At 62.2% G+C, this 15,519-nt stretch carries 12 protein-coding genes and 1 tRNA gene; 3 read left to right on the plus strand and 10 right to left on the minus strand.

The genetic code is table 11. The features are described 5' to 3' along the window. Positions 1-220: 220 nt before the first annotated feature. From ACFPN2_RS12125 to ACFPN2_RS12165, 9 genes are all read right to left on the minus strand, one after another. Positions 221-2,200: a PQQ-dependent sugar dehydrogenase gene (locus tag ACFPN2_RS12125; protein ID WP_380596862.1), complete on the minus strand. Its 1,980-nt coding sequence runs from the start codon at positions 2,198-2,200 to the stop codon at positions 221-223. A gap of 98 nt (positions 2,201-2,298) precedes the next feature. Continuing rightward, positions 2,299-4,275, minus strand: a complete 1,977-nt coding sequence (locus tag ACFPN2_RS12130) for a S9 family peptidase (protein ID WP_380596863.1) — start codon at positions 4,273-4,275, stop codon at positions 2,299-2,301. Then, the gene (locus tag ACFPN2_RS12135) at positions 4,272-6,899 is read right to left on the minus strand and encodes a TonB-dependent receptor (RefSeq protein WP_380596864.1); all 2,628 of its coding nucleotides are present in this window, start codon (positions 6,897-6,899) and stop codon (positions 4,272-4,274) included. The genes ACFPN2_RS12130 and ACFPN2_RS12135 overlap by 4 nt, the downstream gene beginning before the upstream one ends. A gap of 82 nt (positions 6,900-6,981) precedes the next feature. Next, positions 6,982-8,010, minus strand: a complete 1,029-nt coding sequence (locus ACFPN2_RS12140; RefSeq protein ID WP_380600116.1) for a FecR family protein — start codon at positions 8,008-8,010, stop codon at positions 6,982-6,984. A gap of 2 nt (positions 8,011-8,012) precedes the next feature. Continuing rightward, on the minus strand, positions 8,013-8,567 hold the full coding sequence (locus tag ACFPN2_RS12145) for an RNA polymerase sigma factor (protein ID WP_380596865.1): 555 nt from the start codon (positions 8,565-8,567) through the stop codon (positions 8,013-8,015). Positions 8,568-8,645: 78 nt separating this feature from the next. After that, the gene (gene xth / locus ACFPN2_RS12150) at positions 8,646-9,419 is read right to left on the minus strand and encodes an exodeoxyribonuclease III (RefSeq protein WP_380596866.1); all 774 of its coding nucleotides are present in this window, start codon (positions 9,417-9,419) and stop codon (positions 8,646-8,648) included. 42 nt (positions 9,420-9,461) lie between these two features. Further along, positions 9,462-11,291: a DUF885 domain-containing protein gene (locus ACFPN2_RS12155; protein WP_380596867.1), complete on the minus strand. Its 1,830-nt coding sequence runs from the start codon at positions 11,289-11,291 to the stop codon at positions 9,462-9,464. A gap of 88 nt (positions 11,292-11,379) precedes the next feature. Further along, positions 11,380-11,453: transfer RNA gene (locus ACFPN2_RS12160), tRNA-Gly, on the minus strand. A gap of 44 nt (positions 11,454-11,497) precedes the next feature. Next, positions 11,498-11,740: a hypothetical protein gene (locus ACFPN2_RS12165; RefSeq protein WP_380596868.1), complete on the minus strand. Its 243-nt coding sequence runs from the start codon at positions 11,738-11,740 to the stop codon at positions 11,498-11,500. 238 nt (positions 11,741-11,978) lie between these two features. Here ACFPN2_RS12165 and ACFPN2_RS12170 point away from each other — a divergent pair, with 238 nt between their 5' ends. The 3 genes from ACFPN2_RS12170 (at position 11,979) to ACFPN2_RS12180 (ending at position 14,131) form a co-directional block, all read left to right on the plus strand. Next, a complete protein-coding gene (locus ACFPN2_RS12170) occupies positions 11,979-12,881 on the plus strand; it encodes a LysR substrate-binding domain-containing protein (RefSeq protein WP_380596869.1) in 903 nt (300 codons plus the stop codon). Next, entirely contained in the window at positions 12,878-13,618 is a 741-nt protein-coding gene (gene trmB, locus ACFPN2_RS12175; protein ID WP_380596870.1) for a tRNA (guanosine(46)-N7)-methyltransferase TrmB, read from the plus strand. Before ACFPN2_RS12170 ends, trmB begins: the two co-directional genes overlap by 4 nt. Positions 13,619-13,798: 180 nt before the next feature. Then, a complete protein-coding gene (locus ACFPN2_RS12180) occupies positions 13,799-14,131 on the plus strand; it encodes a DUF6763 family protein (RefSeq protein WP_380596871.1) in 333 nt (110 codons plus the stop codon). A gap of 38 nt (positions 14,132-14,169) precedes the next feature. Here the strand turns inward: ACFPN2_RS12180 and ACFPN2_RS12185 are convergent, their stop codons facing one another. Then, positions 14,170-15,450 (minus strand): AmpG family muropeptide MFS transporter, encoded by a 1,281-nt coding sequence (locus ACFPN2_RS12185; protein ID WP_380596872.1) that lies wholly within the window; start codon positions 15,448-15,450, stop codon positions 14,170-14,172. Positions 15,451-15,519: the final 69 nt, after the last annotated feature.

Consider the following 15,519-nt stretch of genomic DNA (forward strand, 5'->3'; position numbering starts at 1 on the left):
AGGGTCTATCTCCTCCTGGCAGCCTCGAACAAGAGGGACCTTGTCGGGGCAGTGCGCCCAGGGATGGGACCAACGAGCCGCGCGATAGCGCGGCAAGGGGGGCACGGTGCCGGGAGGAGATAGACCCGCACGACGACGCATGCCACCGAGGCCTCTTACAGCAACGTCGAGGGTAAACACCAGGCGACGACGCTGACCACCGACGCCTCTGGCAGCAACGTCAACTCCTATCCGGCCCGCCCTTCCGACTCAAATACTCAACGATCGCCTTCCGATGCTCTGCGTCCGCCACGCCAGGGAACGCCATCGACGTCCCAGGCACAACCGCCGAAGGTTGGGCTAGAAACTTATCGAGGCGATCGGCGTCCCACGCCCCTTCCTGCGCCTTCATCGCCGCCGAATACTCGTCATACCCCTTCGCATCTCCGATCCGACGACCGACGACCCCAAACAAATCCGGTCCAATCCGATGCGACATTCCATCCGTCACAGTGTGACATCCCAAACACTGCGTCGCGAACAAACTCGCGCCATTCTGCTGAGCCGCAGGCTCCAATAAAGTGAGCGCCCAGTCATCGCTCCAGATCATGATGCGACCGTCCGGCATCGGCAGGATGTCACGTACTCGCTTATTCAACGCGATCGGCTCCTGCACGACGACTCGATCGTCGACGACCACCAATCGATAGAGCGACCGGCTCGACAGCGAACCCACCAGCAGATTGTCTTCCCAAATGGGAAACAACTTGCTGTTGAGAGTGGCAATGTCACACGCCCCGATGCTCGGCACCCACGCCATCGTCGGCTGTCGATAGCCGATGTGCTGGCCTTGGTGCTGGCTGCGGGGCCAGATGTTGGTGCCGTACTCGGTGCCGTAAGTCACATTGGGCCAGCCGTAGTTCACCTGGTCCTCCAACAGGTTGAGCTCGTCGCCGCCCTGTTCGCCGTGTTCCGTCAGCCACAGCTTGCCGTCGCGGGAGCGCGTAATGCCCTGGGGATTGCGGTGGCCCATGGAGAAGATGCGATGCTCGTGCGTGGCCAGGTCGATGAGGATGGTCTTGCCGAAATCCGTGGCCGGATCCTGCGCGAAGATCTGGGTCGATTCGACGCCGGAGAAGCCGGAGTCACCGACCGTCAGCAGCAGTTTGTTTCCTTCCAGCAGCAATAACTCGCCGCCAATCTCCTCGCCTCGGAACGGATTCTTACCTCGCTTGCGATCCGGTCCTTTGAGCGGCACACAAGGGGTGGTCTCAAACACCGTCGACCACTGCGCATTCGCAACGCTCTGCTCGAAAGTGGCCAAGGGCGCCGTCAGCTCGGACACGCGCGCGACGAAACATTCGTCCTTCGCATTCCAATAGTGATGAGAGGCGAAGACATGAACGTTGTCGCCCTCCACGCCAGCGACCACATCGGCAACCCGGAACCGCCACGTTTGCACCTTGGGCGGCCCCGCTTCGCGCCAGTCCATCGATCGCTTCGGTTGTCTCGACGAGCCGCCCATCGCCTTCGCGAACTCTTCACGATTCGCCGGCACCTGCGTCTGAAGCTCAGTGACTTTGAAACCATCGCGCGCGGCGGGCGCGTCGATTAGATATAAATGCCCGTCGCCGGTGCCGAGCAACACCCGATCGCCGATCATGGTCAAGCCGCCACCGCGCGTGGCAGGTTCAGGAATCCAGCCTTCTCTGATCGTCGCGCGCAACGGATAAAACGCCGTTGAAAAGAAAGCCTCGGTAGTAGTGTGAGCCGCTTTGGCCGAGCTATGGGCATTGCCGAACGCGTAGACCGTCAGCACACCCACACCGACGCCGATGGCCGCCACGGGAATGCGTCGCAGGCTGAGCGGGCTGATCGCCAGCGGCACCGTGACCGCCAGGACCAGGACCAAAGGAATCAGCAAAAAGCGGGGCAAGGAAATCGAGGCCGCCGCGGCAGCGATGAGAAACAAACTCAATACGGCGAAGGAGCGGATCAGGGCCTTGCCAGCGGTCGGCCAGCTGGCGATGCGATCCAGGAACAGCGACAGCAGACACGCCGCACCAAAGGCGCCGAGCGCCACCAGCAGCGCGAGCTTTTGCGGTCGTTGCAACGATCCCCACAGCTCCGCGTACTTCAACACCGGCAGCAGCAGCAAAACGAGCGCGCCACAGGCGTACCACGCCAGGCGCTGCCACAGAGGCGGATGCGCGTCGCTCAATCGAATCCCCGTCCTCGCCGTTATAGGAATCAGCTCAGGGCGTAACGCGAGCAGTGGGTCTTTGGATCCCGGCGACGAAAAATTATCACGCTAACTTATCAAAGGTTAGCGTCGAACCAGGCCAGCACGCGGGTCAGCACATCCTTGTGATGCTCGTACTCGTGCATCCAGTGCGGCTCGCGGGGATAGCGGATCATGGTCACGGGCTTGTTGAGATATCGCATGCCCACATACATCTGCTCGCCCAGATCGATGGGCACGCGGGTGTCCTGCTCGCCGTGGAGAATCAGGACGGCGCCCTGGACCTTGTCCAGAAAGCGGATCGGGGAATGCGCGTCGAGCTGCGCGTGATTGGTGAAGGGGTCGCCGAAGTAGCCGGTGATGAAGTCGGGGGTGTCGGTCGTCAGGCCCATTGCCGCCACATCGACCGGCGCCGCGCCGACGATGGCGGCCTTGAAGCGATCGCTATGAGTGACCGCCCAGGCGGACATGAAGCCACCGTAGCTCCAGCCGCCGATGCCCAGACGCGACGGATCGGCGATCCGCTGTTTGATCAACGCATCGACGCCGTCGATCACATCCTGATAATCGCCGCCGCCCCAATCGCCTTTGGCCGCCTTGGCGAACGCAGTGCCCTGCCCGTCCGAACCGCGCGGATTCGGCATAAACACGGCGTAGCCATGAGAGGCCAGCATCTGCGCCCACTCGTGCCACGAGCCGAGCCAGCCCGACCACCACGCCCACTCGGGCCCGCCGTGAATCTGCACAACCGTTTTCACCGGCGTGCCTGGCACATAGCCGGGCGGCGTGACGAGCACGCCATAAATAGTTTTGCCGTCGGTCGTCGCAGTCCACGAAATCTCGCGCGCCTCGCCGAGTTGCCACGACTCGGTCTGCGGATTGGTTTTGGTAATCGCCTTCTGCGTCTTGCCTGACATCACCCACACTTCCGGTGGCTGACGGAAGGCGCTGCCGACGTAGGCGACAGTCTTGCCATCGGCGCTCGCGCTGAAACCGTACGGGCCGACGTAGAACGCGTCGGCGACATGTTTGATGTCGCAGTTGCTCGCATCGAGCTGCGCGAAACCGGTGCGCGTGTTCTCGAACTTATGAACGAGCAGTGCTCGTCCATCGTTGTTCCATCGCATCTCGCCGAGCAGACCGGGATAGTTGTTGCCGCAGCTCGTGACCTTCCCGGAGCGGAAGTCATAAATGCGCGGCTCGGCACCGATGCCGTCGTCGAAAATCTCCGAGTACGCGAGTCGTTGACCGTCCGGCGACCATGCCGGCGCGATGGCAGCGGCACGCTTGGCGATGGGTGCGTTCAAACGTTTGTCGGCGACATCGAAAATCGCCACATCGGAGCGATACCAATGCGCATTGATGTCGGGTGTTTGAGCCGTGCGCAGCGCCAGTCGGGCGCCATCGGGCGACCACGACAGCAGGCTCACATGAATGTTTGCAGGCGTGACAGGCTCCGCCGAGCGCGAATGGAAATCGTAGATCCACACGCGTTGCATCTGCGGATGGGCATCGACCTCGACAGCATCTTGACGAAGCGCGATTCGCGCACGCACGTCGGTAGGCAGGGGATCAGAGGCCAGGAAAGCGATGCGTTGGCCATCGGGCGACCAACGCAAATCGGCGATGTCGCCGTCAATCTTGGTCAGCGGCTGCGCTTCGCCGCCATCGAGAGATAACAACCAGAGCTGTCGGCGCTGCTTGCCCGAATCCAAGGGATTCGCGCGGCTGGAAAGAAACGCGATACGACGGCTGTCGGGCGCCCAGCGCGCGTTGCCCGACTCGCCTTCGCCAATGACCAGCGCACGTTCCGGCTTGCTGCCGTCGGCGGGCACGAGCCACAAACTCGTGTCGTCGTGCTCGGCGCCGGACACTCGACGCAGCACCGAGTACACGATCGATTTGCCGTCGGGTGAGATCTGCGGATCGGTGACTTCGCGCAGATCGACGATGTCGACCGGCTCGATACGTTGCAGAGAAGCCGACGGCGATGCGGCTTGCGCAACCGCCGTCAGCAGTATCGATAGCCCAATGGCACGACCCAGTGAGATCAATGCATCTTCCAGTCGAACATGACGCCGATGGTACGCGGACGAATGATGAAGTCCTGCACACCCAGGCCGAAGTCGCCGTACCCGAACGTCACGCCGCGCTTGTCAGTCACATTGTTCACGAACGCAGTCACCCCGACGCTCGCGAACTGACCGCTGAAACGCAGATCCGTCTGACCGTACCCGTTGATGCGCAGATCCGGCGTCTGCAGCGATTGCGGCGCGTCCGTGAGATAGCGATGCGCCAGCGTGATCGTTGGATCCCACGAGTACGGCAAGCGCGCAACAGCCATCGCCGAGATCTGCCACTCCGACGCACCCGGCAATTGCTGGCCGTCTTGCAGGACCACGTTGGGCACCTGTTGGGGATTGCCGTTCTGATCGAACACGGTGCTGTAACTGATGACAGTCTGAGTGAGCTTCGCATCCAGATGCGTGACATTGAGCGAGAGGTCGAACGCGTCCGTCACGCGCCACAGCCCGCTGAATTCCTGACCGACGTTGCGCGCCTTGCCGGCGTTGGTGCCGTAAGTCACATTGTCGGGACGATACAGGCGCACCTGCAGATCGCTCCAATCGATCACGAACGCAGTGAGGTCCAGCTGCAAGCGGCGATCGAACGCGCTGGCGCGCATGCCGAGCTCGTAGTTCCACAACGAATCGGTCTTCCAACCGGCCGGCGTGTTGAAGCCCGCCAGCGGGAAGATGGTGTTCGGATTGCCGAAGCGATAACCCTTCGACGCCAGTCCATACACCATCAGGTCGTCATCGCGACGCCAGGCCAGCGACAGCTTCGGCGCGAAACCGTCCTGGGTCTGATGGCCGTGCGGCAGAGACAACGAGCCGGGATACAGCACGCCGTAGTAAGTCGCGTCGCTGCTGACCTCGGTGTCGAACCAGCGGCCGCCGAACGTCAGTGTCCAATGATCGGTGAAACGATAGTTCGCTTCGCCGAATATGGCCTTTTCCTCGCCCTCGGTCTTGCCGACGCCCCAGTAGAACATGTCGCCGCGCAGGTCGCCCGGAGCGCGATGAACCGACAGGATCTGGTACGAGCCTTCGGAAGTGATGTAGTCCTTGGCGGTCTTGTCGGTCGACGTGCCCATCACACCGATGAGATAGTCGAACTTCTCGCCCTTCGGCGACGCCAGGCGCAACTCGTAGCTGCGGTTCAAGCTCTTGCCAGTGTCCTGGTACGGGGTCGGATTCGGCAGCACTTCGCCCGGCGTGTCGTCGTCGATCGGCGGCAACACGCCATAGAACGCGGTGTAATCGGTGGTCAGGTTGCGCTTCTTGTCGCTGTAGCCGACCAGCGCGGTCACGGTGCCGAAGCCCACGTCCTGATCGAGTCGCAGGCTGTGCAATTCCAGCTCATATTCCACCGGCTCGTTCACCAGAGTGTTGCGAATGAATTCGCCCTGCTCCGGATAGCGATAGCCGAAGTCCGGCGTGCGGTTCTTGTCGTAGAGACTGAGCAGCGAGATCTTGCTGCCTTCGGCCGGCGTCCACACCGCCGAGAAACGTCCGCCCTTTTTGGTCTCTTCGTTGCTCGCTTTGCGACCCGTGCCGATATTGTCGAGATAGCCCGCCTCAGTGCGATAGTAAGCAACGCCGCGAATCGCAAACGAATCGCTCAGCGGCACATTGAGCATGCCCTTCGCCGAATAGTTCGTATCGCCATCGCTGTGATGCGTGCTGCCGGCGGATGTTTGTACCGCTGCGTCGAAGCTTTCAGTGCTCGCTTCACGCGCGACAAAGTTGATCGCGCCGCCCAGCGCCGACGAACCGAACAACGTGCCCTGCGGACCGCGTAGCACTTCGACGCGTTCCACGTCGAACGCATCGACGTCGGGAATTGCGATGGCATAGCCCGGCTCGGTGAGCGGAACTTCGTTGATGTAATAACCCGTGGGTCCCTGTCCCTGATCCTTACCCACCGAGGTGCCGACGCCGCGAATGATGGCGGTCGAATCGCCGAGCGGACCGGCGTTGAACACCACACCGGGCGTGCGCGTCAGATAATCCTGAAAGCTCTGCGCGCCGATCGCTTCGAGCTGCGCCCCAGACATCGCGGACACCGAGCCTGCGATGTCACGAGCACGCTCGGGACGCTTGGTCGCAGTAACGATCACTTCGTAAAGCGATTCGGTCGTATCGGCAGCGCCACCAGGACCCGACGCCGTGGCAGTGCTGCGAGCAGGTGCCGGCGGCGACTCGGCTTGAGTCAGCATCAGACGCACGGCCGGGCCGCTCTGCGAATCGGAGGTCGGACGCGACGTCACATTCGACATGTCGCGCACCAGGATCGCGTTGGAATCCGTGACGCTGTAGGTCAGGCCGGTGTCGGCCAGGATTTTCTTCAACGCATCCAGATCGTCGAAGCGACCGACGACGCCGTGCGTCAGCTTGCCTTGGGTCAGCTCGGGCGCGAAAAAGATTTCGCGATTGCTCTGGAAGGCGAACGCCTTGAGCGCGCTGCCCAGATCCTGCGCTTCGATGTTGAAGGTACGCGGCTCGACGCGGTTTGCGGCCACGGCCTGCGACAGGCTCGGAGCACTGCCTGCGGCGGCCAGCACGCAAGCAATAATCGCCTTCAGATGCGGACGAGCCGCAGCCTTGTTCTGCATGAACCTACTCCCCATTCTGGTGTTGTGTGACCAGTAAGACGCAGGCGATTGCAAAACTGTTAAGCGGAAAATGCGTGGGCGGTTACTGCCCGGACGTCAACAGGATGCGCGACTCGTCGCGGCTGGCGATCTGTAACGGGTAATGACCGGTGACGGTTTCGACGAAGCTCTCGCTGTGCCCCGCTTTGAACACGCCGCTCACCCGCAACTGGCCGAGCGCCGGGTCGGCCAACTCGATGCGCGTCGAGGAGTAACGATTGATTTCGGCGATGGCCGCGTCGAGCGTGTCGTTGTCGAACACGACCTGACCCTGACGCCAGCTCACCACCTTCGCCACATCCGCCTTGCGCTTCTCGGCCGGCGCATCGTCGGAGGAAATCAGCGCTTCGCCGGCCACGAGCAATTCCGGCATCGGCGGCGCGCTGATCAAGCGCGCCAGCGGCGACAGGATGGGCTCGACCGACACCTTGCCTTCAGCCAGCGTGACCTGCACCGAGTCGCGACTATCGAGCCGCACATCGAAGGCCGTGCCGAGCGCCGTCACGCGACGATTGCCCGCCTCGACCACGAACGGACGATTCGGATTCTTCGCGACCTGGAACCAGGCCTGACCCGCGAGCAAGCGCACGTTGCGCTGTTCCGGCGTGAAGCGAATTTCGACCCGACTGTTGGTGTTCAACACCACGGAGGAGCCATCCGAGAGCGTGATGTTGGAGCGCTCGCCGACAGCTGTGCGAAACGCGCCGCCTTCGGTCGTCGTGCCCATGATCATGGCCGAACGCGCCGCCGGGTCGTCTTTGAACAATGGATTGACGAAGTACGCAATCGCGACTGCCACGCCGACTACAGCAGCGGCCGCCGCGAATCGGAAGAAGCGCAAACGATGAGTCGCGCTCAACGCCTCACGACGCAATTTCAAGACGCGCGCATCCACCCGGGCTGACGCAAGCGCCCCGCAGGTGCGCTCGACAGCCTCGAACGCCGGTTTGTTTCGCGGGTCAGCCGCCAACCAAGCGTCGAACTCGGCGTAAGCCTGCGCCGAAGCGTCCTCGTCCAGGCGAGTGTGCCAATCCGCGGCCGCGGCGTAAGCATCGTCGTGGAGCGGTTCCATGCTCACCTGTCCAACCCCCGCGCCATGTGTTCCTTGGCACGCCGCAAATGAAAACGCACTGTCTCGACACTGATCTGCAGGCTGGCTGCGATCTCCTCCTGTTTCATACCTTCGTACAGACGCAACACGAACACCTGGCGGGTGCGCGCAGGCAGCTCGAGCAACGCCCCGAGCGCCCGATCGAGCAGCTGCCTGCCCTGTAAGACGCGCTCCGGCGAAAAATCGTTAGTGGGAAGCTCGCAATTTTCGAGCGGATCGTGATCCGAGGCGTGCCGCACGGCCCGGCGGCGCACCCGATCCCGAATCACATTGGCCGCGACCTGGAAGACATAACCTTCCAGATACTCGATGTCGGAGAAATTCGGCCGATGCGCCAGGCGGATGAAGACTTCCTGCACCAGGTCGTCGATGTCGTAGCTTTCGCGGATGCGCTTTTCGAAATAGCTGGTCAAAGGGCGGCGATAGCGCCGGTCCAGATGCACCAGAAATTCCACCGAGTCGGCCGCGGCAGGCGCGACGGGCTCGGGAGCAGCGACTTGTTTGCGCCAGCGAAACATCGAGGCCAGGAAATAGTTTCAGGCGAGAGTTTGTCGCCTGAGCTTAGAGCCGCGGCCGGCCCGGGAGCAAGCGGCAGCTCAATCCTCGAGCTCGATCCAGGTCGGCGCGTGATCGCTCGGCTTCTCCCAACCGCGCACGTCGCGATCGACCCCGCCCGCCTTGAGCCGCTTCAATGCCGGCGCGTTCAACAGCAGATGATCGATGCGTAGACCGGCGTCGCGGCCGTAGGCGTTCCGGAAGTAATCCCAGAAGGTATAAATCGTTGCATCCGGATGCAGATGCCGGATCGCGTCCACCCAGCCTTGCTCGACGATGCGGCCAAACGCCTCGCGCGTCTCGACGCGAAACAGCGCGTCGTCAACCCAGCGCTCGGGCTTGTAAACATCGTTGCCGGTGGGAATGACGTTGTAATCGCCGGCCAGCACGACCGCATTGCCGCTGCCGATCAGCTCGGCCGCGTGCACCCGCAGGCGTTCGAGCCACCGAAGTTTGTAATCGAACTTCTCGCCCGGCGCCGGATTGCCGTTGGGCAGATACAAACATCCGATGACCACGTCCTTCACGACCGCTTCAATGTAACGGCTATGGGAGTCTTCGGGATCGCCCGGCAATGCGCGACGAATCTCAGTAGGCTCGCAGCCTTTACTGAGAATGGCGACGCCGTTGTAACTCTTCTGCCCGTGCCAGATCACGCCGTAGCCCAATTCGCGAATCGCGGCTTCGGGGAATTTTTCCGACGGCGTCTTCAACTCCTGCAGGCAGGCGACATCGGGCGATGTTTCCTGCAACCAGCGCTGCAGGCTGGGCAACCGGGCGTGAACGCTGTTGACGTTGTAAGTGGCGATCCGCATGTCTATGTTCTCTCGTCGAAAGCAGCCGAGGCCTTTTCGACATCAGCCCTTCGCGACGAACGCGTCGATGTTGCGTGCCAGAACCACCATCGGCACATCGCCGCCCATCACCACGGCGTCGTTGAACTTGCGGAAGTCGAACTTGGTGCCGAGCGCCGCTTGCGCTTTCTTGCGCAGACGGTTGATCTCGCTGTGGCCCACTTTGTAGCCGCACGCCTGGCCCGGCCATGCGCAATAGCGATCGACCTCGCTGCTGACTTCGTCGATGCCCGAACCGTTGGTGCGCGCGAACCACTCGATGGCTTGCTGCCGCGTCCAACGTTTCGCGTGCAAGCCCGTATCGACCACCAGACGACACGCACGGAATGCGATGGATTGCAGATAGCCGAGCCGACCGAACGGATCGTTGTCGTAAACGCCGAGCTCGGACGCGAGCTGTTCCGCATACAGCGCCCAACCTTCGGCGAACGCATTGAACGCGAGCAGCGACCGGAACAGCGGCAGCTTGAATGTATATTCGCCCTGCCACACGTGACCGGGAATGGACTCGTGATACGTCAGCGTCGGCAACGCGTACGTGGTCCAGAGCTTGGTCGTGTGCAGATTGATCCAGAACTTGCCCGGCACCTTGCCATCGATCGTACCGGCACCGCCGTAGGCACCCGGCGCGCCCGGCTCGACTTCCGGCGCCATGCGCTGGATCTCGAAATTGCCCGGCACGAGCGTCGCAAAGGCGCGCGGCAATCGCTTGCGCATGTCGGCAACTCGATCGTGCAGCAGGGTCATGATCTGCTCGCGACCTTTGTCGTTGTCGGGGAACAGGAAACGTTCCTGCTTGCCGAGCGCGGTCATGCGCTCGCCCACCGTTCCTTGCGTCAGGCCCTGGGCTTTGAGGATCACATCCATTTCCGACTGCAACGCGCGCAACTCTTCCTGACCGAGCTGATGAATCTGCTCCGGCGTCATGCGCGTCGTCGTGCCCGCACTCAACGCCCAGGCGTAGTACTCATCGCCGCGCGGCAACTTCCACACACCCGCGTCGCTCGTGGCTTTCTTGCGATGGGCTTCCAGTTCGGCGAGCTGACGCTGCAGCGCTGGCGCAATCTTGTCCTTCGCGATCTTCGTGGCCTTGGCCGCGTAGTCGCCCTTCATGTTCTTGGTGCGATTCGCCAGCGAGGTGACCAGCGACCATTCGGCAATGTTTCCATTGCTGGCCAGGCGAAGTTGCTTGAGCGTCTTGTCGAGCAGGAAGTCCGGCGCAATCACGCCCTGCGCGGCCGCCGAGTGCAATCGGCCGGTCTCGCCTTCGATTTGTCCCGCATAGGCTTCGAGCCGGGACAGATAGGCATCGGCATCCGCCGGCGTTTCCACCGTGTGTCGAGTGTCGAGCAGACTCGGGATTTCGAGGAACGCACCGGTGTTCTGCGCGACCACATAGGGCGCGTTCCGATACGACCAGTTCTGATTCAGCGTAGAGACATCGCCATACGGAAAACGGAAGCCTTCGCTGGCGAACTCATGCGACGTGCGCATCACGTCCACGTCGACGCGAGCGGCATCGCTGAGATTCGACGTGTCGATGGCCTTCAGTCGCTGCAGGCGTTTCGCGACCCGCTGCGCGATGGCGTGCTGGCCCTCGGCGGAACGATCCGTCAGCTTCGACTTCAACGCCGCGCGCGTCCCGGTATCGATGCCCAGACCCGTCGCGCTTTCGGGATAGTCGACCAGCAACTCTTCGGCCAGCTCGGCGAGCAAGGCCTCGGTGGTCTTGTCGGCGCCGGACGGACTGTTGGCCTGAACGCTCGCTGGCAGATTGGCCACGGCCAGAGCGGCACCGGTTCCCACTATGAAATCGCGACGGCTGGCGGTCATCGGCTGGGTAGTCCTCTGGTCAAAAGGATAAAGCCTGCCCCGCGGCAACGAAGCCGGGTCAAGGTGAGGAAGGCTATCCGAGGGAGGGTGGAGCGGGGTACGGGAATCGAACCCGTCGCTCATGCTTGGGAAGCATGGGTATTACCACTATACGAACCCCGCGACTGGGGCCGATTCTAGCCCAGCTCCGCCCCGACCAGAAAGACTCAGAAAGTGCTGCGTAGGCTCAGCACGAAATTACGGGGCGGCGCCGTACCAATTGCCCCGGTCCGATTCTCGCCCACCGACTCGTAATAGGTCTTGTCGAGAATGTTCTCGACGTTGACGCCGCCGGAAAGCCTGAGTCCGGACAGCCCGCCGCCATGGCCCGCCGCGCCGAAATCGTAGCTGGTCCGCAACTTGTACAGACGTTCCGGCTGAATCGACAGAAAGGGGCGGCCCTCGCTCACGCCATAACCGCGGCCGTCGTTCTTCGTGCGACTCCGGACAGGGACTGCTGGCCGAACAGGGTGAACGCGCCGGCAAGCGTGGCCTCCGCGGAGACCTGGTCGCTGCCGAAGTCGTTATACGATCCGACCATTCGCAAGCCGCGGTTATCGATGTGAGATTCCAGAGGTGAGCTCAGGGACCGCACGCCGGCCAGCGGCGGTATACTGCCAAACCCTCCATTCAACCCGCCGATCTTCCGTGGCTCTGAGATTCGATTTACGTGACCTGGAACTGTTCGTGGCCGTGGCCGATGCGGGCAGCATCGCGCGTGCCGCCGAACGTTCCCACACCGTCGCTTCGGCGGTGAGCAAGCGCGTCTCTGACCTGGAAGACAACTTGGGCTGTCCACTGTTGCTGCGCGGGGCGAAAGGCGTCGAACTGACCGCGGCCGGCCATGCGTTGCTTGCAAGAGCCCGGGTCCTGCTGCATCAGGCGGCACAGCTGGACGATGAGATGCGCCGTCATGCCTCGGGCACGCGCGGCTACGTGCGGATGTTTGCAAACATTTCCGCCATCGTTGAATTCCTGCCGGACGCACTGGCCTCGTTCGCCCGACAGCATCCCGACATTCATGTTCATCTCGAAGAGCATGTGAGCTCAGCCATCGCCGCCGCGGTCGCCGACAACTCCGCCGATCTCGGCATCGTGAGCGAGCTCCCCGCCATCGACGGTCTCACCACGGTGCCTTTCAGAAATGACGATCTGGTGGTGGTGTTGAAGCCCGATCATCCCCTGGCGAAACGCAGCTCGTTGTCGTTCGCGGAATTGATCGATCAACCGTTTGTCGGTTTGCATGCCGGCAGCTCGTTACATCGTTTGCTGACACGCGCGGCGACCGAGGTGGATCGATCGTTGAACTGGCGCGTGCAAGTCACCAGCTTCGACGCCGCCTGCGCCATGGTTGCCTCCGGTCTCGGCGTCAGCATCGTGCCCCGAGCCGCAACCAGTGCTTACATCCGCTCCCTGTCACTTGCCTCCGTGCCGCTGACCGATCCGTGGGCACACCGACAATTGTTCCTTTGTATTCGCACCGGGGCGCCGCTGCACTCGGCTGCCAAATCGCTTTACGACCATTTGCAAGCTCACGCCGTCCAGAAATGACCTCGGAAGATAGAGAAGCCCCGTCTCGAGATAACGAAGCGACGCCGCCGTCGCGTCGAAGCATCCGCAGCTTTGTGATCCGCGGCGGCCGTCAAACCGCTGCTCAAGAGCGCGCCATGGCCGAGCTGTGGCCGCGCTATGGCGTCGAGTTCAATGCGCAGCCGGTTGATCTGGATCAACTGTTCGGGCGTCAGGCACCGCGCATGCTGGAGATCGGTTTCGGTGCCGGCGAAGCTTTGCTGGCGTTTGCGCAGGCGCATCCGGAGCTGGATTGCATCGGCGTGGAAGTTCATAAACCCGGCGTCGGTCACCTGCTGCTGGGCGCGGAAACTGCCGGGCTGACCAATCTGCGGGTCATCTGTCACGACGCGGTCGAGGTGTTACAACAACAACTCGCGCCCGCGTCCATCCAGCTGATCCATATTTTCTTCCCCGATCCCTGGCACAAGAAACGCCATCACAAGCGCCGCCTGATCCAGCCCGAGCTGGTGGAATTGCTGGCGCGCGTGCTGGCGGTGGGCGGTAAACTGAGACTCGCGACCGATTGGGAACATTACGCCCTGCAGATGCGCGAAGTCATCGATGCTTCGACGTCGTTTACAAACGACGCGGCCGACACCGGCTTCGTCACCCGTAACGAGGAGCGCCCGCTCACGCGCTTCGAGCGTCGCGGCCATCGGCTGGGCCACGGTGTCTGGGACCTGAGCTACACCCGCATCGTCACACCCTCACAATAAAGTCACATTTCATCTTGCTAGCAAAAAATTCAAAGCGCGCCGCTTGACGCCTTGCAGAAAAAATCCCACTTGAATCCAGCGTGGCGCAGGACTAAAAGAAACCTCGACATTTACGCGCATGTCTCATGACGCATGGATGCTTCCGCAAGGATGCTCCTTACTCCTGCTGGAGGATGGTCAATGACTTCGCCGAGCCCCGTCGTGGGTGACTGGTATCGCCGCCTCAATGGCACGCTGATCGAAGTGGTCGCGGTCGATCGCGACGATGGCACCGTGGAAGTACAGCACTTCGACGGCACGCTCGAAGAGTTCGATCTGGAAGCTTGGGAAGAGCAGGACTTCGAAGAGGCGCAGGCGCCCGAAGACTGGACCGGCTCGGTCGATGTCGAGCCCGAGGACTATGACTCCGAGCGTGAGATTACCGCGGCCGGCTCCTGGGTCGATCCGCTGATGAGCCTGGATCGCTCGGAAGCTTCGGGTTATTCCGAGTGGCCGGCGCCGCGCGATCTCTGAGCCAACGCATTCCTGATGTTTCTTAATTCAGCCCGCGCTCACGCGCGGGGCTGATCCAACAGTTTGATCTTCTCGCGCATCAGCCACACCAGCAGCAGGCCGGGCATGGCCAGCAGCACGCTGACGACGTAGTACGTCGGCCAACCGGAATGGTCCGCCAGATAGCCGGCCGGACCGCCGAGCAAATATCGGGGCGTCATCGCGATCGCCGACAACAGCGCATATTGAAACGCGCTGTAACGCACGTCACACAGCGCCATGATGAGCGCGACCGATGCGATGTTGCCCATCGCACCGGCGACGTTGTCGATGCTCACCGCCACGATCATCAGCGGGTAGCTTTTGCCTGTCAGGGCCAACGCGTAGTACAGGAAGTTCGACGCCGCCTGCAGCGCGCCGAAGATCAACATCGATTTCAGCAAACCCAGCCGCACCATCGCGACGCCGCCGAGAATCGCACCGACCACCGCACTGGCCGTGAACAGCGCCTTCAACACCAGTGCAATCTCGGTCTTGGTAAATCCCACATCCATCATGAACGGCGTGAACAGTCGAAGCGCGAAGGCATCGCCGACCTTGAACAGGATCACCAGAAAGATGAAAGCGATGGCGCTCGGCGTGCCCAGCAGCTCGCGCAAGGGAACGACCAGCGACTCTTTCAGCGTGCGCGGCGGCTGATGCTCATAGTGCGGCTCAGGCGCGAGCAGCGTGCCGAAACAGAACGCGGCCATCACGGCGGCGAGAATCAGGAACGCCGGTTTCCATCCGAAGTAGTCGGCGACCACCAATGCGAATGCCGCCGCGATCCAGGCCGAAGTGCGATAGCCAAGATTGTTGGCTGCGGCCGCCAGCCCTCGCTCGTTCGGTTGCGCGACATCGGTTCGATAAGCATCGATGGCGATGTCTTGAGTCGCCGAGAAGAACACGATGGCGACAGCGCACACCGCGATGGGGGTGAGCGAGACCTCCGGGCTTTGCAACGCGAACAGTCCGATGGCCAGCGCCAGGCACAGCTGCATGAGGACGACCCAGCCGCGCCGGCGGCCGAGAAATGGCAACGGATACCGATCAATGGCCGGTGCCCACAGAAACTTGAGCAGATAAGGCAGCGCGACGTAGGAAGCCAGGCCGATGTCGGTCAGGCTCGCGCCGCTATCCTTGAGCCAGGCCTGTAGCGCGCTTTCGGTGATCTGATTCGGAAAACCCGAAGCGGCGCCGAGCACCATGATGGCGACCATCTTCGGACTGGCCAGGATGTCGCGCCATTTCGGCTTCGCTGCCGCCGGCGCCTGTGTTGAACTCGCTGCCACTGTGCTCATGGCGGGCGATTATAGAAGGCCCGCGCCGGACGTTGACCGCGTGAGTCACGAAATCAGGCGAGATCTCTA

The sequence above is a fragment of the Steroidobacter flavus genome (assembly GCF_042651805.1).
Classification (GTDB): domain Bacteria; phylum Pseudomonadota; class Gammaproteobacteria; order Steroidobacterales; family Steroidobacteraceae; genus Steroidobacter; species Steroidobacter flavus.

Bases quoted from the DNA above. Each gene is read 5' to 3' on its own strand.
- ACFPN2_RS12145 (WP_380596865.1), bottom strand. From the start codon at position 8,567: ATGTTTCGCTGGCGCAAACAAGTCGCTGCTCCCGAGCCCGTCGCGCCT.
- ACFPN2_RS12180 (WP_380596871.1), top strand. From the start codon at position 13,799: ATGACTTCGCCGAGCCCCGTCGTGGGTGACTGGTATCGCCGCCTCAAT.
- trmB (WP_380596870.1), top strand. From the start codon at position 12,878: ATGACCTCGGAAGATAGAGAAGCCCCGTCTCGAGATAACGAAGCGACG.
- ACFPN2_RS12135 (WP_380596864.1), bottom strand. From the start codon at position 6,899: ATGCAGAACAAGGCTGCGGCTCGTCCGCATCTGAAGGCGATTATTGCT.
- ACFPN2_RS12140 (WP_380600116.1), bottom strand. From the start codon at position 8,010: ATGGAACCGCTCCACGACGATGCTTACGCCGCGGCCGCGGATTGGCAC.
- xth (WP_380596866.1), bottom strand. From the start codon at position 9,419: ATGCGGATCGCCACTTACAACGTCAACAGCGTTCACGCCCGGTTGCCC.
- ACFPN2_RS12185 (WP_380596872.1), bottom strand. From the start codon at position 15,450: ATGAGCACAGTGGCAGCGAGTTCAACACAGGCGCCGGCGGCAGCGAAG.
- ACFPN2_RS12155 (WP_380596867.1), bottom strand. From the start codon at position 11,291: ATGACCGCCAGCCGTCGCGATTTCATAGTGGGAACCGGTGCCGCTCTG.